At 69.7% G+C, this 18,963-nt stretch carries 23 protein-coding genes and 2 tRNA genes; 12 read left to right on the top strand and 13 right to left on the bottom strand.

Annotated features, from left to right (window positions below; all coding sequences use genetic code 11):
* Position 1: 1 nt before the first annotated feature.
* Genes CBM981_RS08975 through CBM981_RS08965 form a run of 3 tightly spaced genes read right to left on the bottom strand, consistent with a single transcriptional unit; the run spans position 2 to position 3,355 of the window.
* Positions 2 to 1,339 carry an IctB family putative bicarbonate transporter gene (locus CBM981_RS08975; protein ID WP_087068129.1) on the bottom strand — a complete coding sequence of 446 codons (1,338 nt, stop codon included), beginning with the start codon at positions 1,337 to 1,339 and terminating at the stop codon, positions 2 to 4.
* Complete coding sequence (gene trmB / locus CBM981_RS08970; protein WP_087069305.1) at positions 1,332 to 2,072, bottom strand: tRNA (guanosine(46)-N7)-methyltransferase TrmB; 741 nt, start codon at positions 2,070 to 2,072, stop codon at positions 1,332 to 1,334. Before trmB ends, CBM981_RS08975 begins: the two co-directional genes overlap by 8 nt.
* Before the next feature lie 2 nt (positions 2,073 to 2,074).
* Positions 2,075 to 3,355 (bottom strand): FIST N-terminal domain-containing protein, encoded by a 1,281-nt coding sequence (locus CBM981_RS08965; RefSeq protein ID WP_087068128.1) that lies wholly within the window; start codon positions 3,353 to 3,355, stop codon positions 2,075 to 2,077.
* Between the two features lie 60 nt (positions 3,356 to 3,415).
* Here CBM981_RS08965 and CBM981_RS08960 point away from each other — a divergent pair, with 60 nt between their 5' ends.
* Genes CBM981_RS08960 through CBM981_RS08950 form a run of 3 tightly spaced genes read left to right on the top strand, consistent with a single transcriptional unit; the run spans position 3,416 to position 4,997 of the window.
* Positions 3,416 to 4,033: a DUF3177 family protein gene (locus CBM981_RS08960; RefSeq protein WP_087069304.1), complete on the top strand. Its 618-nt coding sequence runs from the start codon at positions 3,416 to 3,418 to the stop codon at positions 4,031 to 4,033.
* Positions 4,023 to 4,328, top strand: a complete 306-nt coding sequence (locus CBM981_RS08955; protein WP_087068127.1) for a hypothetical protein — start codon at positions 4,023 to 4,025, stop codon at positions 4,326 to 4,328. Before CBM981_RS08960 ends, CBM981_RS08955 begins: the two co-directional genes overlap by 11 nt.
* 39 nt (positions 4,329 to 4,367) lie before the next feature.
* On the top strand, positions 4,368 to 4,997 hold the full coding sequence (locus CBM981_RS08950) for an isoprenylcysteine carboxylmethyltransferase family protein (protein WP_087068126.1): 630 nt from the start codon (positions 4,368 to 4,370) through the stop codon (positions 4,995 to 4,997).
* Between the two features lie 12 nt (positions 4,998 to 5,009).
* Here the strand turns inward: CBM981_RS08950 and ileS are convergent, their stop codons facing one another.
* Complete coding sequence (gene ileS, locus CBM981_RS08945) at positions 5,010 to 7,976, bottom strand: isoleucine--tRNA ligase (protein WP_087068125.1); 2,967 nt, start codon at positions 7,974 to 7,976, stop codon at positions 5,010 to 5,012.
* A gap of 24 nt (positions 7,977 to 8,000) precedes the next feature.
* Positions 8,001 to 8,591, bottom strand: coding sequence for a Ycf66 family protein (locus CBM981_RS08940; RefSeq protein ID WP_087068124.1), 591 nt, complete (start codon positions 8,589 to 8,591; stop codon positions 8,001 to 8,003).
* Positions 8,592 to 8,670: 79 nt separating this feature from the next.
* On the opposite strand from CBM981_RS08940, the gene CBM981_RS08935 reads away from it, so the two are divergent.
* A tRNA-Leu gene (locus CBM981_RS08935) sits at positions 8,671 to 8,752 on the top strand.
* Between the two features lie 54 nt (positions 8,753 to 8,806).
* Positions 8,807 to 9,829, top strand: a complete 1,023-nt coding sequence (gene crtR / locus CBM981_RS08930) for a beta-carotene hydroxylase (protein WP_087068123.1) — start codon at positions 8,807 to 8,809, stop codon at positions 9,827 to 9,829.
* 31 nt (positions 9,830 to 9,860) lie between these two features.
* On the opposite strand, the gene gatC is transcribed toward crtR, so the two are convergent.
* Together gatC and CBM981_RS08920 are read right to left on the bottom strand one after the other, a co-directional pair.
* Positions 9,861 to 10,154 carry an Asp-tRNA(Asn)/Glu-tRNA(Gln) amidotransferase subunit GatC gene (gatC, locus tag CBM981_RS08925; RefSeq protein ID WP_087068122.1) on the bottom strand — a complete coding sequence of 98 codons (294 nt, stop codon included), beginning with the start codon at positions 10,152 to 10,154 and terminating at the stop codon, positions 9,861 to 9,863.
* Between the two features lie 29 nt (positions 10,155 to 10,183).
* Positions 10,184 to 10,999, bottom strand: a complete 816-nt coding sequence (locus CBM981_RS08920) for a creatininase family protein (protein ID WP_087068121.1) — start codon at positions 10,997 to 10,999, stop codon at positions 10,184 to 10,186.
* A gap of 89 nt (positions 11,000 to 11,088) precedes the next feature.
* Here CBM981_RS08920 and CBM981_RS08915 point away from each other — a divergent pair, with 89 nt between their 5' ends.
* On the top strand, positions 11,089 to 11,379 hold the full coding sequence (locus CBM981_RS08915; RefSeq protein ID WP_087068120.1) for a DUF6679 family protein: 291 nt from the start codon (positions 11,089 to 11,091) through the stop codon (positions 11,377 to 11,379).
* A gap of 75 nt (positions 11,380 to 11,454) precedes the next feature.
* Here CBM981_RS08915 and CBM981_RS15620 read toward each other — a convergent pair whose 3' ends face one another.
* Positions 11,455 to 11,592, bottom strand: a complete 138-nt coding sequence (locus CBM981_RS15620) for a hypothetical protein (RefSeq protein ID WP_172820855.1) — start codon at positions 11,590 to 11,592, stop codon at positions 11,455 to 11,457.
* Positions 11,593 to 11,605: 13 nt separating this feature from the next.
* Between CBM981_RS15620 and CBM981_RS08910 the strand changes: the two genes are divergently transcribed.
* Entirely contained in the window at positions 11,606 to 12,271 is a 666-nt protein-coding gene (locus tag CBM981_RS08910; protein WP_087068119.1) for a DNA-3-methyladenine glycosylase, read from the top strand.
* A 27-nt stretch (positions 12,272 to 12,298) separates the two neighbouring features.
* A complete protein-coding gene (locus CBM981_RS08905; RefSeq protein ID WP_087068118.1) occupies positions 12,299 to 13,339 on the top strand; it encodes an aspartate carbamoyltransferase catalytic subunit in 1,041 nt (346 codons plus the stop codon).
* Here CBM981_RS08905 and CBM981_RS08900 read toward each other — a convergent pair.
* From CBM981_RS08900 to CBM981_RS08885, 4 genes are all read right to left on the bottom strand, one after another.
* Entirely contained in the window at positions 13,326 to 13,679 is a 354-nt protein-coding gene (locus tag CBM981_RS08900; RefSeq protein ID WP_087068117.1) for a DUF565 domain-containing protein, read from the bottom strand. The genes CBM981_RS08905 and CBM981_RS08900 overlap by 14 nt on opposite strands.
* Before the next feature lie 383 nt (positions 13,680 to 14,062).
* Positions 14,063 to 14,260, bottom strand: a complete 198-nt coding sequence (locus CBM981_RS08895) for a hypothetical protein (RefSeq protein ID WP_006910971.1) — start codon at positions 14,258 to 14,260, stop codon at positions 14,063 to 14,065.
* 53 nt (positions 14,261 to 14,313) lie between these two features.
* Positions 14,314 to 14,475: a PCP reductase family protein gene (locus CBM981_RS08890; protein WP_087068116.1), complete on the bottom strand. Its 162-nt coding sequence runs from the start codon at positions 14,473 to 14,475 to the stop codon at positions 14,314 to 14,316.
* Between the two features lie 140 nt (positions 14,476 to 14,615).
* Positions 14,616 to 14,688: transfer RNA gene (locus tag CBM981_RS08885), tRNA-Ala, on the bottom strand.
* Positions 14,689 to 14,778: 90 nt separating this feature from the next.
* Between CBM981_RS08885 and CBM981_RS08880 the strand changes: the two genes are divergently transcribed.
* Positions 14,779 to 14,997, top strand: a complete 219-nt coding sequence (locus CBM981_RS08880; RefSeq protein WP_087068115.1) for a DUF2555 domain-containing protein — start codon at positions 14,779 to 14,781, stop codon at positions 14,995 to 14,997.
* Positions 14,997 to 16,304, top strand: coding sequence for a bifunctional phosphopantothenoylcysteine decarboxylase/phosphopantothenate--cysteine ligase CoaBC (gene coaBC, locus CBM981_RS08875; RefSeq protein WP_087068114.1), 1,308 nt, complete (start codon positions 14,997 to 14,999; stop codon positions 16,302 to 16,304). Before CBM981_RS08880 ends, coaBC begins: the two co-directional genes overlap by 1 nt.
* On the opposite strand, the gene CBM981_RS08870 is transcribed toward coaBC, so the two are convergent.
* The gene (locus CBM981_RS08870; protein ID WP_087068113.1) at positions 16,286 to 16,642 is read right to left on the bottom strand and encodes a hypothetical protein; all 357 of its coding nucleotides are present in this window, start codon (positions 16,640 to 16,642) and stop codon (positions 16,286 to 16,288) included. The genes coaBC and CBM981_RS08870 overlap by 19 nt on opposite strands.
* A gap of 150 nt (positions 16,643 to 16,792) precedes the next feature.
* Between CBM981_RS08870 and psbO the strand changes: the two genes are divergently transcribed.
* Together psbO and sat are read left to right on the top strand one after the other, a co-directional pair.
* Positions 16,793 to 17,605: a photosystem II manganese-stabilizing polypeptide gene (psbO, locus tag CBM981_RS08865; RefSeq protein ID WP_087068112.1), complete on the top strand. Its 813-nt coding sequence runs from the start codon at positions 16,793 to 16,795 to the stop codon at positions 17,603 to 17,605.
* A gap of 129 nt (positions 17,606 to 17,734) precedes the next feature.
* On the top strand, positions 17,735 to 18,895 hold the full coding sequence (sat, locus tag CBM981_RS08860) for a sulfate adenylyltransferase (protein WP_087068111.1): 1,161 nt from the start codon (positions 17,735 to 17,737) through the stop codon (positions 18,893 to 18,895).
* Positions 18,896 to 18,963: the final 68 nt, after the last annotated feature.

The following is an 18,963-nucleotide window of genomic DNA, read 5'->3' as shown; positions in this document are numbered from 1 at the left end:
TTCAGGGCTGTGGCGGCATCGTCTGGTCTGCGGAGCTCTGGCGCCCGGCGGCAGCGAGGCTGGCCAGGCTGAACCAGGCACTCAGCTGCACTTCCGGCCGGAAGAAGATGGTGTCGGTGAGGCCCTGCACCCCCAGGCCCGCGATCACGGCCAGGGCGGCCAGGGCCGGCAGGGCCCAGGAGCCGCCTTCCCACCACGCGCTGAGCGCCTGGCGGATGGCGGCGATCACCAGACCCACCCCCACCAGCAGACCGGGGATGCCGGCCTCCACCGCCAGCTCCAGGGGGATCGAGTAGGCGCTGAGGGCATTGAACTTGGGCTGCTGGAACAGGGGATAGATGCGGTTGAAGGCATCGTTCCCAGGCCCGATCCCCAGCCAGGGCCGGCTCTGGATCATGTCCAGCGCCGCCAGCCACACGTTGATCCGGAAGTTGTTGGAGCTGTCCTGACGGCCGGCCACCAGGCTCATCACCCGCACCCGCAGCGGTTCCACCTGGGTCACCAGCACCGCCAGCAGGGCGCTGGCCAGGAGCAGCAGCAGCAGGGGCACCAGCCGCCGCCACAACCGTGGCCAGGAGCGGGTGAGGCGCATCGCCAGCAGCAGCAGCACCACCGCCACCTGGGCCACCAGGCCCATCCAGGCGCCGCGGCTGTAGGTGAGCACCAGGGCCGCTGTGCCGAGGATGAGAGCACTGAGGGCGTACAGCCGTGGCGGCCAGCCCGGCCAGCGCAGCAGGGCCACCAGGGCCAGCGGCAGGATCGGCAACAGGTAGCCCCCCAGCAGGTTGGGATTGCCCAGCGTGCCGTAGATCCGCACCGTGCCGTCACTCACGGAGTTGGGGTCGGCCCAGCGGGCCAGTTCGCCGGTGTCGCCGTAGAGCTGCCGGATCCCGATCACGCTGGTGAGCAGCTGGCCGCCCAGCAGGGCCGCCACGATCCGATCCCACCAGAGCGGAGCCTGATGGAGCAGCTCCTGCATCAGGGCGTAGACCCCCAGGTAGCTCACCAGTTTGAGCAGGCCCTTGGCGGCGGCCACCGGCACCGGAGAGAAGCCTGTGGCGAGCAGCGACACCGCCAGGATGGCCAGGATCCAGGCGTGGATGGGGCCGACTCCGGCGGCGGGGCGCCGCAGCACCAGCAGCAGCCACAGCATTCCGCTGGCCAGGATCAGCAGGGAGAGGCCAGTGCGGCTCAGCACCGGCAGACCCGCCATCAGGACGCAGAGGGTGAGTCCTGCGATGGGCAGCAAGCGCTCCGCCAGCGGCCCTCCCCCCTCGGCCAGCCACCCCTGCCATCGCAGCAGCAGGGGGGCGGGCACTGGGCTGGAGGATTCACCCACGGTGGCGATGGCTCGGCTCTGGCGGGATTATGGGCGCCTCCCCGGCAGGGACGCCCGCGCCGGCCTCCAGCACCTGCTCCAGCTCCAGCAGCGGCGGCATCTCCTGCGCGTTGCGGAGATAGAGCACGCGATAGACCGGCAGTCCCTGGGCCTGCACATGCCGTTCCCGCTCCGTCGGCACCGGCAGAGGATTGCTTCGGCGCCAGGGCCGGCTGTCCTCCGGCGGCCTTGTGAAGCAGCCGCTGGCCTCGATCAGCTCCACCATCGGCGTGATCACCGCCAGCACATCGCTCTGGATGAACAGCTGGCGTCCGGGGGCGAGCCCGCCGGCGATCCCCCGCAGCAGGGCGGGCTGCAGCACCCGTCGCTTGTGGTGGCGGCTCTTGAACCAGGGGTCGGGGAACTGGATGCTCACGCGCTCCAGCAGACCCGGCGGCAAGCCCTCCAGCCACGGCTCGAGGCTCACGTTGGCATTGCAGAACAGGAAGTGGAGATGGTCGAGTCCCAGCGCCCGGCGCTCCGCCTCCGCGGCCTCCACCAGGGGCCTGCGGATCTCCAGCCCCAGGTAGTTGCGCTGGGGTTCCAAGGGCGCGAGGGCCAGCAGGAAACGGCCCCGGGCGCAGCCGATGTCCAGGTGGATCGGCAACTCCGGCCGGGGGAACAGATCAGCCGGAGGCGGCAGCGGCCGGGGCTGCTGGTAGAAGCGGCTGAGGGGATTGACGTGCTGCCGCACCATCAGGCGCTGGTCGCTCCCTGTCGGGGCACCACGAACCCCCAGCTGGCGGTGTAGCCGTGCAGCTGGGTGCTGCCGGCGATCGGCCCGATCTCGCCGTTGCAGAAGGCTCCACCCACCGGCAGGTCGCCGAAACACTCCCGGCAGAGGCTCACGTCGCCGTCAGGCTCCCCGTACAGCCCCTGGCCGCGCCCGAGACAGGCGAACAGCAGTGCCGCCAGCGGTTCGGGTTCCCGGCTGTGCTGGCGCCGCAGCAGCTGGCGCAGTTCCTGGCGGGAGGCGGTGGCATCGCGCAGCTGGAACTGCACCTGCTGGCCGATCCGCATCCGTTCGGCCACCGCAACCGCGCCGTTGCGGGGATCGACGCCGATCAGGTTGCGCACCAGGAATGCCGGAGGCTCCCCGCTGTTGCGCCCCTCCAGGCTGAAGCTGTTGCGCCCCACGCCGAGAAACAGGGAATGCTTCACCAGGTCGCGCTCCTCGGCGCTGAGGCCGGTGAGGATCTCCTGCAGCGCCGCCACCGGGCTGTTGCGCCGGTTGTTCTGGCTCACCTCCAGCACCACGTTGCGCTGGGCCTGCTCCACCTCGAACACCGGCCCGATCGGCCTGCAACCCTGGGCCACCACCGGATCCAGCCCCCAGGCGCCGCCGATCAGGCAGCCCACGGCGCCGCTGCACACGCGGTCGTCGAAGAGCAGGGATCCGTGGCGGGCGCTGTGCTGCCCCGCGATTCCCCCCACCTTCACGGCGGTGGGGCAGGCGTAGTCCAGGCCGCTGATCAGGTCGTTGATGGCCGGGAAGCCGGGATCGATCAGCAGCAGCATCGAGGCGTCGGTGGCCGGATCCGGCTCGCCCAGCAGTGACAACCAGGGTTCGGCAGGGCCATCGAGGTCCGGCAGGGGCCCGTTCTCGATCGCGAACGGCGTGAGGATGGCCCCGGGCAGGTGGAGCAGGGTGAGGCTCACCCCGGGCTCCTGTTCCAGCTCGCGGCTCTCCCGGCCTGCTGGCGTGCCCACCACGCCGCCACCCAGGCAGCCGATCCAGTGGCGGGCCCGGAAGCGTTCGCGCAGCAGCGGCAGCAGCCGGGGCAGGTCGCTGGCGTAGGTGGCCGACACGAACACCAGGGCCAGATCAGCCGTGCCGACGCCCCGCAACTGGCGGCTCAGCGCCTGCAACGATCCTTCCAGGGAGGGCTCGGTGGCCAGCGCCGTGCGGCACCAGGCCGGATCCGATGGCCCCCCCAGACGTTGGGCCAACCAGCGGGGCAGGGGAAAGGCAGCCATAGGGGAGGACCCTATCGCCGCCAGGGGGTGCGGATAATGGCGCCTTACCGAACCATGCCTGTGCCGGATTCGCTGTACCGCTCCCTGGTGTGGCTTGATCACCGCCTGGCCGTGCTGTTCAGCGTCGGTCTGCCGCTGGTGCTGCTCCTCTGGGCCGCGCTGCGGCGGGAGCGGGCCCTGGTGCGGTTGCTGGGGATCTACTGGAAGGTGGCCAGCCTGTTGCTGATCACCGTGCTGCTGCTCACCGACCGCCGGCCGGCCGGGCTGGTGGTGGCGGTGATCGCCCAGTTGCTGCTGGTGGTGAGTCTGTGGTTCTGGGTGGATCTCAACGAGGAGCTGGCCGATCTGCCGCCGTGGCGCCCCCTGCCCCTCACGGTGCGCATCTGGCGCTGGGCCATCACCTTCTGGGCTCCGCTCGGCGCGCTCTTCAGCGCCACGGCGCTGGGCTGCATGGATGCGGCCCGGCTGGCCTCGCCCCGCTGCGCGGTCTGGATCCAGGCGCCGGCGGAGCTGCACCGCCATGTCGCCGCCGTCTTCGGCTTCGTGTTCGGCGGCCAGTGGACCCCCGCCGTGGCCGCCTTCGTGGGCTACCTGGCCCTGGTGGCCTACGCCGTGGGTCTGCTGCAGTGGCTGCTGGTGCGCCTGCCGCGGCAGGGGAGGGTGGCCGGTGAGTTCTGAGCCGCCCTCGAATTTTCTGAGCCAGCTGGAGGAGCTGAGCCGCCAGCGCCCCGATCGGGTGCTCCGCCTGCGGGGACGGATCGACGGCGAGCCGCTGGAGCTGCTGATCTTCCGCGGCTTCTCCTGCAGCACGACCCATCCCACCGCGTTCGATCCGGACCAGTCCGTCCTGCCGCCGGGGGCCGGGCTCGAGGCAGCCGAGCTGCTGGCGGGCCCCCTGGATCCGGCGGCGGAAACCCTGCTGGCCGGTCCCCAGCCCCCGGAGACCTTCCTGGAGCCCCAGACCTGGCTGTAGCGGCCGCAGGCCTGCCTAGCGTGGTCGCCAAAAGCCGCGATGCAGCTTCGCCACGTCATCAACCTCCACAAGGGCTCCACCCCGCTCATGGTGGCCGGTCTGATGGTGGCCTACGGCAATGCCACGCTGGGCCCGTGGGTGTACCTGGCCCTGCACGGCACCTACGGCCTGATCTGGCTTCTCAAGGACGCCATCTTCCCTGACCGCCAGTGGCAGCAACCGATCGCCTGGCCGATGGCGGTGGTGGGCTTCCTGACGCTGGGGCTGTACTGGCTGGCGCCGTTCCTGCTGATCCGCAGCGGGATGGTGCCTCCCCTGCCCCTGGTGGCCGCGGCGATCGCCTGCAACATCCTCGGGGTGTTTCTGCACTTCGGCAGTGATGCCCAGAAGCACTTCACGCTGCAGGTCCGGCAGGGCCTGATCACCGAGGGTTTCTTCGCCCGCAGCCGCAACACCAACTACCTGGGCGAGCTGCTGATCTATCTCTCCTTCGCCCTGCTGGCGATGCACTGGCTCCCCTACCTCGTGCTGGCCGGCTTTGGTCTGGGGGTCTTCCTGCCCAACATGCTCAGGAAGGATGCCTCCCTGTCCAGGTATCCGGAGTTCGAGGCCTACCGGGCGCGTTCGGGCCTGCTGCTGCCGCGCCTCCGGGCCAGTGGAGACGCCTGAGCTGAATCCGGTTCAGCCGAGGACCGTCGCGCAACGTCCGCAGAGGCTGGGGTGGATGCTGGAGGTTCCGATGTCGCTGGTGTAGTGCCAGCAGCGCTCGCACTTGGTGCCCGCAGCCCTGGCGACCCGCACCGTGATGCCGTTCTGCTCGGTTTCGGCCAGCACCCCATCGGGCGGTTGCCCCCCGACCCTGAGCTCGGAGACCAGCAGCCAGTCGGCGAGGTCATCGACGCCCGGCCGGCCAGCGGCGGCCAACCAGTCCAGGGCTTCGCGCAGGGGGGCCGTTCGGGCGTCCCCGGCGATCTCCAGCTGCACCTGGGCTTCCAGGGAGGCGCCGATGGCCTCCCCGCCGCCGCCCCGGTCGGCCCCCTTGCCGGCCTGCTTCCGGCAGGCCTCCAGCTGGCGGTTCACCAGAGTCCGGAGCTCCAGGATCTGGGCCATCGGGCCCTCCACCGCCGGCTGGTGCCAGCTGGGCGGTGCCGTGGGCCAGCCGCGCTGGAACACCGACACCTCAGCCACCGGATAGGGCAGGTTCTGCCAGATGTCCTCGGCCATGTGGCACAGCACCGGTGCGATCAGGCCGGCCAGCCGTTCCACCACCAGGGCCAGCACCGTCTGGCAGCTGCGGCGGCGAAAGTCGCCGGCCCCGCTCACGTAGAGCCGGTCCTTGGCGATGTCGAGGTACACGTTCGAGAGGTCCACCACGCAGAAGTTCTGCAGAGCCTGGAAGAAGCGGTAGAACTCGTAGCGCTCGAAGTCGCCCGTCACGGCGTCGATCAGCGCGGCGGTGCGCTGCAGCATCCACCGATCCAGCAACGGCAGCGCGTCCACGGGGATGGCGTGGCCCCCTTCCTCGACAGGCCGCGGGTCGAAATCGTGCAGGTTGCCGAGCAGGTAGCGCGCCGTGTTGCGCACCTTGCGGTACACATCCGCCAGCTGCTTCACGATGCCCGGACCCAGGGGCACATCGGCGGAATAATCCACCGAGCTCACCCACAGCCGCAGCACATCGGCGCCGTAGGCCGGCTCCTGCTTCTCGTTGCGGCCCCCCTCCACCAGCACCGCCGGATCCACCACGTTGCCGAGGGATTTGCTCATCTTGCGGCCCTTCTCATCGAGGGTGAAGCCGTGGGTGAGCACCCGCCGGTAGGGCGCGGTGCCATTCACCGCCACCGAGGTGAGCAGGCTGCTCTGGAACCAGCCGCGGTGCTGGTCGCTCCCCTCCAGGTAGAGGTCGGCGGGATAGTCAAGGCCCCGCTCCTGCAGCACGCCGGCCCAGGAGGAGCCCGAGTCGAACCACACGTCCATCGTGTCGGTGCCCTTGCGCCACTGGTCGGCCTGGTGGGCCAGCTCGGGCGGCAGCAGGCCGGCCTCCTCCCGCTCCCACCACACGTCGGCGCCGTGCTCGGCGATCAGGGCCTGGATGTGGCCCAGGGTGGCCTGATTGAGCAGCACCTCACCGGTGTCGCGGTGGTAGAACACGGGGATCGGCACGCCCCAGGTGCGCTGGCGGCTGATGCACCAGTCGCCCCGCTCGCTCACCATCGCCTCGATGCGGTTGCGGCCGCTGGCCGGCAGCCACTCCACCCGGGCGATGGCGTCGAGGGCGGCCTGGCGGAACCCCTCCACCGAGGCGAACCACTGCTCGGTGGCGCGGAAGATCGTGGGCTTCTTGGTGCGCCAGTCGTAGGGGTAACGGTGTTCGTAGTGCTGCTCGCTCAGCAGCACACCGGCCTCCCGCAGGGCCGCCACGATCGCCGGGTTGGCGTCCTTGAGCACGTTCGTGCCGGCGAAGGGGCCGGCCTCCTCGGTGAGGGTGCCGGCCTCATCCACCGGGCAGAGCACCGGCAGGTTGTACTTCCGGCCGGTGTTGAAGTCGTCCACGCCGTGGCCGGGAGCGGTGTGCACCAGCCCCGTGCCGGCTTCGGTGGTGATGTAGTCACCGCCGATCACCACCTGGCCGCGGCGCTCCAGCAGGGGGTGGCGGTACACGATTCCCTCCAGCTGCTCTCCCTTCAGGGTGAGCAGGGGCCTGAGGGTCAGCCCCAGGGTTGTCTCCAGGCCCGCCACCAGCTCGGTGGCCACCACGAGGTGATTGGAGAGGCTGTCGCCGCGGTCCACCTCACAGATGCTGTAGTCGAGCCGGCCGTTCACCGCGATGGCCAGGTTGGCGGGGAGGGTCCAGGGGGTGGTGGTCCAGATGGCCACGGAGAGCGTGATCGGCCGGCCCTGGGCCCCCATCGCGCCGGAGTCCTCCACCTCGATGCCCTCGGCCCGCAGGCGGCCGGCCAGGGCCGTGGGCACGGCCTCCACCGGGAAGGCCACGTAGACGCTGGGGGAGGTGTGGCCGTCGGGGTACTCGAGCTCGGCTTCCGCCAGGGCGGTGCGGGAGCTGGGGCTCCAGTGCACGGGCTTGAGGCCCCGGTAGATGTGGCCCGCCAGCACCATGGCGCCGAACACGCCGATCTGGGCCGCCTCGTAGCTCTTCTGAAGCGTGAGGTAAGGGGAATCCCAGTCGGCCCAGATGCCCCAGCGCCGGAAGCCGGCTTTCTGCCCTTCCACCTGCTCCAGGGCGTAGGCGTGGGCCTTCCGGCGCAGGCTCAGCGGCGTGAGCCCGGCGCGCTCGCTGCTCTTGAGCCCCTGCAGCACCTTCAGCTCGATCGGCAGGCCGTGGCAGTCCCAGCCGGGCACGAAGCGTGCCCGGCGGCCCTGCAGCAGCGCCGTCTTGTTGATGATGTCCTTGAGGATCTTGTTGAGGGCGTGGCCCACATGCAGGGCCCCGTTGGCGTAGGGAGGGCCGTCATGCAGGGTGAACACCGGGCCGCTGTTCTCCCGGCTGAGCCGTTCGTAGATCCGCTGCTCCGCCCAGAAGGCCTGGATCTCCGGCTCCCGCACCTTGGCATTGGCCCGCATCGAAAACGGGGTCTGCAGCAGGTTGAGGGTGTCCTTGTAGGAGGCAGGCGCAGAGCTGGCGGTCACGGCGCCTCGGGCAGGAAAGGGGGATTATCCCGTTTCGCCGCCGTCATCCGCCGTGGATGACGGCGCCTCGCAGCTGCTGGCGCCGCTCTCCGGCGTCTGGGCGGTCTCGAGCAGAACCTCGACGTCATCCAGCGACGCCACCACCACCGGCGGGGCGGGAGCCTCTGCCCCATCCCCGGTCGCAGGCTCCTGACGCACCCAGCGCTTGGTGGTGGGGCGGGGTTGGCGCCGCTGCCGCAGCCAGCCCAGCACCCCTGCCACCGACCCTGCGGCCAGCTCCAGCAGCCGGCCCAGGCTGGCCCCCAGCTCGCCCAGGCTGGCCTGCCAGCGTTCCCGGGACCACAGCCGCTGCTGCTCCTCCGGGGTGAGGGCCCGCCAGCGGCTCTGGCCCACCTCGAGACCCAGCCGGCCGATCAGCAGGCCTCCGCACAGCACCCCGAGCATCGGCGCGCCGGTGAGGCGCTCGGAACTGGTGACGAGCACCAGGCCCAGCAACAGCACAACGGCGCCCCAGGCCGAGTCGCGCGGCCGGCTCAGCTCCGCGGCCACGACGGGAAGCAGCAGCACGGCAAGCCCCACCACCAGGGCCAGGTCTCCCCCCAGGGTCGCGAGCATGGGTGCAGAGCAGCGGACTCCATTCTGGGTCCAGCCCGGGGACTGGCCTCCGCAGCGGGTTTGCCTAGAGTCCGGCCCTGCCCACCTGGCGGAATTGGTAGACGCGCTGGGTTTAGGTTCCAGTGGCTGCGGTCGTGGGGGTTCAAGTCCCCCGGTGGGCATCGACCTTTTCTTAAGTTGCAGGCAACTTGTCGCTCAACAGCGCGTCGTCGTCCATGACCCAGGCCCCGGCTGTTGAGCGCCCCCTGGCCGTTCCCGCCCCGCGCCACTCGCCGTCGAGCGCGGTGCCCAGGCACTTTCTGGATGCTCCCTCCGCCTGGAACCCCACCGTGGGCCTGTTCCTGGGCGGCTTCGCCCTGGCCGGTCTCACCATCTGGGGCTGGTTCGTGGGGGGCTGGCCGCTGCCGGTGCTGCTGATCACGGGCTTTCTGGCCCTGCATCTGGAGGGCACGGTGATCCATGACGCCTGCCACAACGCCGCCCACCCGAACCGCTTCTGGAATGCGGTGATGGGTCACGGGGCGGCGCTGCTGCTCGGCTTCAGCTTCCCGGTGTTCACCCGGGTGCATCTTCAGCACCACGCCCATGTGAACGATCCGAAGCACGACCCCGACCACATCGTGAGCACGTTCGGGCCGCTGTGGTTGATCGCTCCGCGGTTTTTCTACCACGAAGTCTTCTTCTTCCGCCGCCGTCTCTGGCGGCGCTACGAGCTGCTGGAGTGGGGCCTGGCGCGCGGCATCTTCGTGGCCATTGTGGTGGCTGCGGCCAAATACGGATTTCTCCCCTTCATCTTCAATTGCTGGTTCGCCCCGGCCCTGATGGTGGGCGTCACCCTGGGTCTCTTCTTCGACTATCTGCCCCACCGGCCGTTTCAGTCACGCAACCGCTGGCACAACGCCCGGGTCTACCCCAGCAGGCTGATGAACTGGCTGATCATGGGTCAGAACTATCACCTGATCCACCATCTCTGGCCGTCGATCCCGTGGTTCGAGTACCGCCCCGCCTATCACGCCACCAAGCACATTCTGGACAGCAAGGGTTCCCCCCAGCGCCTGGGCCTGTTCGAAAGCCGCGCCGATGGGCTCAACTTCCTCTACGACATCCTGCTCGGTGTGCGCAGCCACAGCAAGCGGCGCAGCAAGCTCCGCCCCCTGGCAGCGCTGATGCCCACCCGCCATGCCCGCCGTCGGGTGCTCGAGGTGCTGCACCGCACGGCGGTCTCGCCCGTGCGCTGAGCTCAGCGCTCGGCCTCGATGCGCTTCGGTCTCAGCCCGCCAGGATCTGCGGCACCCGGAAGAAATCCCCCTCGCGCTGAGGGGCCAGATCCAGCAGTTCCTCCCGCACCCCGGTGGTCACCACCTCATCCTCCCGGGTCACGTTCGTCACCTCGACGGCGCGGGTCGTCGGAGGCACCCCCTCGGTGTCCACGGCCTCGAGATGGGCCACATACTCGAGGATGCGCTCCAGCTGGCCGGTATAGGTGGCGATCTTCTCCTCAGGCAGCGCCAGCCTGGCCAGATGGGCCACCTTGCGCACGTCCTCGGCCGAGATCTTGCTCATGGGGCACGGTTGGGCTCTGGGCCATGAAGCTAGCTCTCGGCGTTGAGGAAGCGCTCCAGATCGGTGCACAGCGCCGAGGCGGCGAGGTCGAGGAAGGTGGCGCCGTGCTCGGCCCGGGCCAGGAAGGGGTCCGAGCCCATGCGGCCGTCGGGGTGGCGGCGGCGGAAGTCGGCCGGGCCGTGGATCGGGCCAGCCGGCGCCGGCTCCGGCAGGGGCCTCTGCTTGCCGGCCAGGCTGGGTTCCAGATGCAGGGTGAGGGCGATCTCGCTGGGGGTGGCATGGTGCCCTTCCCGGTTGCCGTAGAGCTCGCGCGCCTTCTGCAGCACCGCTGGCGCCATGAACCAGTTGGCGAGGCGGCAGCGCAGCTCGGCGGCCCGGGGCAGGCCGCGGCTGGCCGCCGTGGCGTAGGCCTGGGCAAAGGCGGCCTTGCTGGTGGCGATGTTGCCGCCGTGGCCATTGATCACGAAGATGCGCTCGAAGCCATGGCCGGCCAGGGAGAGCACCACGTCGTGCAGCACCGCCATCAGGGTGCTGGGCTGCAGGCTCACCGTGCCGGCGAAGCCCAGATGGTGTTCCGCCATGCCGAAGGCCTGCGCCGGTGTCACCAGCACCCCGCTGCGGCGCCCCACCTCCAGGGCCACGGCTTCGGCGGTGAGCGCATCGGTGCCGATGGCGCCGGTGGGGCCGTGCTGCTCCGTGGAGCCCAGGGGCACGATCACGCCCCGACAGCGCTCCAGGTAGGCCTCCACCTCAGGCCAGCTGCGCAGCTGCAGGCGGATGTCCTCCGTGCGGCGTTCCGCGCTGGAGGGGGCGGTCGCCGATGGTGACGGGGTCTGGCTGGTCACAGGGGATGGGGGCGGGTTGGGTCGTGGTGAACAGCGGCAAGTCCGCCAGGTCTGCCTAGGATCAGGCCGCGCGCTGCGCCGTTGGGCCCATGCTGCACCGCAAGCTCTATCAGTTCTGTGCCGAGAAGCGGCCCGTGTGGGTGTTTCTGCGGGATCAGCAGCGCTGGATCGAAGAGGCGCTGATCACGGAAATCGAGGGCGACCTCGTGACGCTCCACTACGACGCCGAAGAGGACGACGAAACCCACAGCTGGGAGGAGAGTGTGCGGCTCGATTCGATCGGTGCCGTGAGCACCCGGCTTGCCTATGTGAACCGCAGCGACATGGCCGAGCTGCCCACGGCGGAGGACTGCCCCGAGGCTGAACGGCTCAGCAGCTGAACTTCGCGGCTGAATCCCTCGAGGCCTTTCTCCCAGGGCAAGGCATCAGCCTGCACTGCATCAGTCTCCACTGCATCAGTGGGCTGTGCCGTTGCCGTCGTAGGCCTCCGTGTCGTAGTACCCGCCCTTGGTGCCGAAGAACAGCGTGGCCAGGCAGAACAGGCCGCTGCCGGCCAGCAGCACGCTGGCGAGGGTGAAACCGGAGGATTCCATGCTGGGGAGAGGGATGGGGGATCAGTGGGCTGCGGGCCTTCAACCCCACGATGGTGGCGCGCCCGTGCCCAGTCTGCCGGCTGCGGCGTTCTTTGCACGGCCCGCGGAACAGGTGGCCCCCGATCTGCTGGGCTGCTGGCTGATCCGCCGCTGGGACGATGGCCGCCAGCTGGAGGGGATGATCGTGGAAACCGAGGCCTACTCCCAGGACGAGCCCGCCTGCCACGGCCATCGCCGCCGTTCCCCCAGCAACGCCACCCTGTTCGGGGAGCCGGGGCACTTCTATGTGTACCTCACCTATGGCATCCACCATTGCGTGAACGTGGTGACGGGGCGCTGCGACTGGGCCAACGGGGTGCTGCTCAGGGCCCTGCAGCTCCCCGCTGAGCCGGCGCGCACGGCGGCGGGCCCGGCCCTGCTGGCCCGGCGCTTCGGCCTGGACCGGCGTCATGACGGTCTGCCGGTCGCCCCCGCTTCCGGGCTGTGGATCGCCCCGCGCCGCTGGCCGCCGGGGGAGGATCCCCCCCATACCCAGACCACCCGGATCGGCATCAGCCAGGGCCAGGATCTCCCCTGGCGCTGGTACCTCCGGCAAAGCCCCAGCGTGAGCCGTCGGGCGCGGGGGGACCGGCGGCCGCGCCTGTCGCCTGCGGCGGGGCATGCCGGGCCCGGCCTCTAGGTTGAGGAGGATTGCGCTTCCCGGGTCTTGAGCAGCTGGGGTCATCGCCATGTGATCGATCTGGCGACGTTCTCGTGCGACGACCTCGCCAAGGTGCTGGAGCTGGCCCAGCGCTTCCGGGCCATGCCCTTCAGCGGGGTCCGCAAGCTGCCCGCCCTGCAGGGCAGGTTTATGACCAGCCTGTTCTTCGAGCCGAGCACCCGCACCCGCAGCAGCTTCGAGCTGGCGGCCCGTCGCCTCTCCGCCGACGTGCAGAGTTTTTCACCCTCATCCAGTTCCCTCAGCAAGGGCGAGAGCCTGCTGGATACGGCGCGCACCTATGTGGCCATGGGGGCGGATGTGCTGGTGGTGCGGCACCGCTGTGCCGGTGTTCCCCAGCTGCTGGCGGAGGAGCTGGATCGCAGTGGCGAACGGGTCGCGGTGCTCAACGCCGGCGATGGCCTGCACAGCCATCCCAGCCAGGGCCTGCTCGATCTGTTCACCCTGGCCCGCCATTTCTCGGCCGAGGCGCCGACCCCCGAGGTGCTGCGGGGCAGGCGCATCGTGATCGTGGGGGATGTGCTCCATTCCCGGGTCGCCCGCTCCAACCTGTGGGCGCTCACCGCCTGCGGCGCCGAGGTGGTGCTGTGCGGTCCGCCCACGCTGCTGCCGGAGGCCTTCGCCTCCTTCGTGGAGGCCCCACCCCCTGGCCAGGCCGGCGATCCGGTGCCGCAGCGCGGCAGGGTCACCCTGGAGAGGGATCTGGACACGGCGCTGGAGGGGGCCGATGCGGTGATGACCCTGCGACTCCAGAAGGAACGGATGCGTGAGCACCTGCTCACCAGTCTCGAGGCCTACCACCGGGCCTATGGCCTCAGCCACCAGCGTCTGAAGCGTTGCGGCAAGCCTGTGCCCGTGCTCCATCCCGGGCCCGTGAACCGGGGCGTGGAAATGGCTTCCGCCCTGCTCGACGACCCTTCCGTCTGCCTTGTCGAGGAGCAGGTGCGCAACGGCATTCCGGTGCGGATGGCCTTGCTCTACCTGCTGGCCGCCGAGGCGGCGGCGGCTCCCGGGCTCACAGCAGCTTGAAGCCGTCCAGCAGCAGGCCGTAGAGCAGGCCGATCCTGGCCATGTCCAGCAGGTTCAGGCCGAGGGTGTGGCTGGTGCTCCGCAGCAGGGGCCCGCGGGCGCGGATGGCCAGCTCGATCACCAGCACGCACACCAGCGCACCCACGGGATCGATCTGGGAGAGCTGGCCTGCGATGGAGGCCACCACCCCGCCGATCGAGAAGCTCAGCAGCAGCACGATCAACTGCAGCGACAGACGCCGCCAGGGGTTCCTGGCCCAGCGCTGCAGGCGCAGGGGGGCCTGGGCCACGCTCTGCTGAAAGCGTGTCTGCTGGAGTGACCGCGGTTGCGGGTTGGTCACCGGGAGGCGCCGTTAGAGGGCTGCTGGACCATGGCCTGGGCTTCGCGGTGCCAGCTTCCCGAACCACCGAAGCCGGCTGCCGGGCTCGACCGACGCGGGACACTGACAGGAAGGAAGAAGTGGCAGGACCTCGGAACTGGCGATCCCCATCACCCGGCCCAGTCCTGCCAGCCATGGTCTACACCATCTCTGGAGCCTTGACATCCCTTCGGCGCTACTGATAGGGGATTCCAATGAAAAAGCCCGGGGCCTGGGGCCCGGGCCGGGTGATGGGGACGCTGTTAAGAAAGCGACGGATTGCCGGGTCATCAAGGGGTGTGGGTCGTTTGCCAGAGCGTCCATCCCACCCCTTGACCCCCCGGGGCAGCGGTTCAAGGCTGGACTCAGCTGTCGCTGTCCTTCTTGCGGGATGACTTGCCCTCCAGCAGTTCGAGCAGCGCCTCCATCTGGGCCATCACGCCGCGCACCTCTCCGGCTTCCGGCAGCAGGCCGTCCTCCATGACGCCCTGATGCATCTCACGGAGTTCCTGACGGATGTAGCGGAGGTGACTCACCACCTGTTCGCGCTTCGACTGCGACATGGATGGGGGACGGATGTGCCGTACCTTTTACTGCATCGCCGGTTCCCGGGCGCTCATTTCTGGCCGAACCGCTCACGGGCCATGGCGTAGAAGGCCTCGTCGATCGGCTGCACGCCAGCCTCGGCGGCCATCGCTTCGATACGGCGCCGCACGGCCGGCCGCACGAAGAATGGCACTTCCTTGAGCCGGTTCTCGGCCTCGCTGGTCCACTCCATCAGGTCGACTCCATCAGGTCCACTCCATCAGGATCAGGCGCACTCCGTCACGTCTGGGTCATCAGCGGGGGCATCAGGTCCGGAGCATCAGATCCGGAGCATCGGGTCAGGGCGGCAGGGTGGGCCGCCGGTGCGGGAAGTGGAGAATAGGGGACTCGAACCCCTGACCTCTGCGGTGCGATCGCAGCGCTCTACCAGCTGAGCTAATTCCCCTACAGCGGGCCATTATCGCCATGGAGCCTGCGCCTGTCAGCCCGCTGTCAGCACGGCCCTGATCCCGACCCCCTGCGTTCCCCTGCCGCCATGGCCTCACCGTCAGAGTCCATCACCCCGGAACGGCTCGCGGCCTTCGACGAGGCCATGGCCGCCTCCCTGGCCCAGCGGCTGGAAGAGGATGACTACCCCACGCCCTTCGACGGCCTGAGTGACTGGCATCTGATGCGGGCCCTGGCCATCCACCGGCCCGAGCTGGCTCGGCCGTACGTGCACCTGGTGGATCAGGAGCCCTTCGATGAGGACTGATGGCGTTCCGGGCTGATGGGGCGGCGGCGGCGCCGGCTGCGCCGCTCGCAGGCCGCCGCATCCTGGTGGGCATCAGCGGCAGCATCGCCGCGGTGAAACTGCCGCTGCTGGTGAGTGCCCTGGTGCAACAGGGCGCGGAGGTGCGCTGTGTGCTCACCCCAAGTGCCGCGCGGCTGGTCAGCCCTGAGGCCCTGGCCTGCCTGAGCCGCAACCCCTGCCATCTGGACGCCGACCAGTGGAGCCATCGGGAACCCCGCCCCCTGCACATCGCCCTGGCCGAGTGGGCCGAGCTGGTGCTGCTGGCTCCCCTCACGGCCACCACCCTGGCGCGCTGGGTGCATGGCCTCGGCGACACGCTGCTCGCCAGCACATTGCTGGCCTGTGAGGCGCCCGTGCTGGCGGCGGCCGCCATGAACACCAGCATGTGGGACTCACTCCCGGTGCAGCGCAACTGGAAGGTGTTCAGCCGCCTGCCCTCCGTGCTCGCCCTGGCGCCGACGGCTGGCCTGCTGGCCTGCGATCGCCAGGGGGCGGGGCGGATGGCCGACCCCGACCTGGTGCTGCTGGCGTTGGAGTCGCTCGCGCTGGTGGGAAACCAGCGCGACTGGCAGGGGCTGCGGCTGCTGGTGAGTGCCGGCCCCACCCGTGAGCCCCTCGATCCGGCCCGCTGCCTCACCAACCCCAGCACAGGTCGGATGGGCGTGCTGCTGGCCCAGGCCGCCCGGTTGCGGGGTGCCCGGGTGGATCTGGTCCACGGTCCGCTCAGCGTGCCGCCGGGATGGCTCGAGGGGCTCGCCTGCAGCCCCGTGCAGACCGCCGCGGAGATGCAGGCGGCGCTGCTGGAGCGTCAGCCGCGGGCAGATGCGGTGGCCATGGCGGCCGCCGTGGCCGATCACCGCAGGGCCCGGCCAACGGCCACCAAGTTGCAGAAGCTTGACCTCGAAAGGGCGCTTTCCCAGGGCTGGGAGGCGGTTCCCGATCTGCTCGCCCAGCTGGTGGAACGGCGCCCTGCCGGCCAGCGCATCCTCGGCTTCGCCGCCCAGTCCGGTGATGTGCTGCCCCTGGCCCGGGCAAAGCTGGCCCGCAAGGGCTGCGACCTGCTGTTCGCCAACCCGATCGACCGTCCGGGCTGCGGCTTCGGCGGCCTCTCGAATGGGGGCTGGCTGCTCGGACCCGGCGATCAGGTGAGCGCGCTGGCCCAGGCCCACAAGCTGGCGATCGCCCACCAGCTGCTCACGGCCCTGCACCCCACCAGGGGCGGGCCGGGGCGGAGCCCCGGCGATCCGGCTCAGGCTGCCAGCGGCTGATCCGGGCCGTCGTCGGCATGGTCGGGCTCCTGGCACGGCACAGCCGGCTCGCAGCCCGTGTCCCGCTGCAGCAGGTCCATGAAGGTGCGCAGCTGCAGCCGGGGGATGTAAGGCCAGCCTCCGCTCTGCTCCATCCGCCTCAGCAGGCTGAACAGGTGGTTGCGGTCGGCGGGGAGACTGCTGCGGAAAGGGCCGTCCTGGATGGTGCGGTGCAGCTGCTCCACCTGGCGCAGCAGGTCGAGCAGCTGTTCGGGCTGGCCGCTGAGTTCGCCGGCCAGGTCGGCGGCCTGGTTCAGCACGGCGTCGAGCCGCTGTTGCTGGTCGTCGGAGAGGGGCATATCCAGGTCGTGATTGCAGCGCCCCCTGCAGGGCGATCGCTCTCGCATACAGGTTGTTGAGAGCCGCGACATCGTACGGGGAATCCAGGAATGCCACCGGTAGGATCCGCCCCAGCCCAGTACTAGCCCCCTCCCTGCGGCGTTCTCCCCATGCGTTTTCGTCCTCTGCTGGCCCTTGCGCTGGCGCTGTGTCTGACCCTGGTGACCGCCTGCAGCGGTGGGGCCAAGGCCGTGGATCGCGCCAACCTCACCTACGAAGACATCCACAACACGGGTCTGGCCAACGACTGCCCCACCCTGCCGGATTCCGCCCGCGGCTCGATCGCCCTCGAGGGCTCCGGCGCATACAGCCTTCGCGAGATCTGCATGCATCCCAGCGAGGTGTTCGTGAAGGGTGAGCCCGCCAACAAGCGCCAGGAGGCCCAGTTCGTGGCCGGCAAGATTCTCACCCGCTTCACCACCAGCCTGGATCAGGTCTACGGCGATCTGCGCGTGGAAGGCGATGACCTCAGCTTCAAGGAGCAGGGCGGGCTCGATTTCCAGCTGATCACCGTGCTGCTGCCGGGAGGCGAGGAAGTGCCGTTCGTCTTCTCCAGCAAGGAGCTCGAAGCGAAGGCGGACGGTGCCGCCATCAGCACCAGCACCGATTTCAAGGGCACCTACCGGGTGCCCAGCTACCGCACCTCCAACTTCCTCGATCCCAAGGCCCGGGGCCTCACCACCGGCTACAGCTCGGCCGTTGGGCTGGTGCCCGCCGGTGACGACTTCGCCGGCGAAACCGTGAAGCGCTACGTGGACGGCAAGGGCGCCATGGAGCTCTCCATCACCAAGGTGGATGCCAGCACCGGTGAATTCGCCGGGGTGTTCACGGCCGTTCAGCCCTCCGATACCGACATGGGCACCAAGCAGGCCCTCGACGTCAAGATCACGGGCCAGCTCTACGGACGGCTGGAGAAAGCCTGAGCCTCAGCGGCGCTCCCTGCCCCGTGTTCTCCCCGAGGGGGCCGTGCCCGGCCCCCTCTTTTTCATGGCTTCGCTCGCTGTGTGGTGCGATCTGGGAGAATCCCAGCCTGATCAACGCAGGGAGTTTCCATGTCCACCACCACCATGGCCGGTCTGATCGCCCCCCACGGCGGCACGCTGGTGGATCTGATGGTGGCGGATTCAGAGCGCGAGGCCGTGCGTGCCACTGCCGGCCGTGCCGTGGAGTGCAGCGATCGCAACGCCTGTGACGTGGAGCTCCTGGTGGTGGGCGGCTTCTCCCCTCTGCGTGGCTTCATGCATCAGGAGGACTACGACGCCGTGGTGGCCGGGCACCGCACCACCAGCGGCCTCCTGTTCGGCCTGCCGATCGTCTTCGACACCGAGGACGACACCATTGCCATCGGCGATCGTCTGCTGCTCACCTACAGGGGGCAGGATCTGGCCGTGCTCACGGTGGAGAGCAGGTGGGAGCCCGACAAGGCCCGCGAGGCCCAGGGCTGTTACGGCACCACTTCGATCGAGCATCCCGCCGTGCGCATGATCTGCGGCGAGCGAGGACGCATCTACCTCGGCGGCCAGGTGCAGGGCCTGTCCCTGCCCCAGCGGGTGTTCCCCTGCAAGACCCCCGCAGAGGTGCGCGCCACCCTGCCGGAGGGGCAGAGCGTGGTGGCGTTCCAGTGCCGCAACCCCATCCACCGGGCCCACTACGAGCTCTTCACCCGGGCTCTTGAGGCGTCCAACGTGAGCGAGGGGGCCGTGGTGCTGGTCCACCCCACCTGCGGTCCCACCCAGGACGATGACATCGCCGGCGCCGTGCGCTTCCAGACCTACGAGCGGCTGGCGGCCGAGGTGAACAACCCCCGCATCCGCTGGGCCTACCTGCCCTATTCGATGCACATGGCCGGCCCGAGGGAGGCCCTGCAGCACATGATCATCCGCAAGAACTACGGCTGCACCCACTTCATCATCGGCCGCGACATGGCCGGCTGCAAGTCGAGCCTCACCGGCAGCGACTTCTACGGCCCCTACCAGGCCCAGGACTTTGCCCGGGACAACGCCGCCGAGCTGGGCATGGAGACGGTGCCCTCCCTCAACCTCGTCTACACCGAGGAGGAGGGCTACGTCACGGCCGAGCATGCCGAGGCCCGCGGTCTGCACGTGAGGAAGCTGAGCGGCACCCAGTTCCGCCAGATGCTGCGGGGCGGCGAGGAGATCCCCGAGTGGTTCGCTTTCCGTAGTGTGGTGGAGGTGCTGCGGGCCGCGGCCTGAAGCACCCGGCGCTCCCCTGGGGGACCGCGCCGGTTAACATTCCGTTACTTCTTTCTCAGCTGAGGCGA

The sequence above is a fragment of the Cyanobium sp. NIES-981 genome (assembly GCF_900088535.1).
In the GTDB taxonomy this organism is placed as follows: domain Bacteria; phylum Cyanobacteriota; class Cyanobacteriia; order PCC-6307; family Cyanobiaceae; genus NIES-981.
Note: the sequence above shows the minus strand (reverse complement) of the source record. Positions and strands in the feature narration are given on the sequence as shown.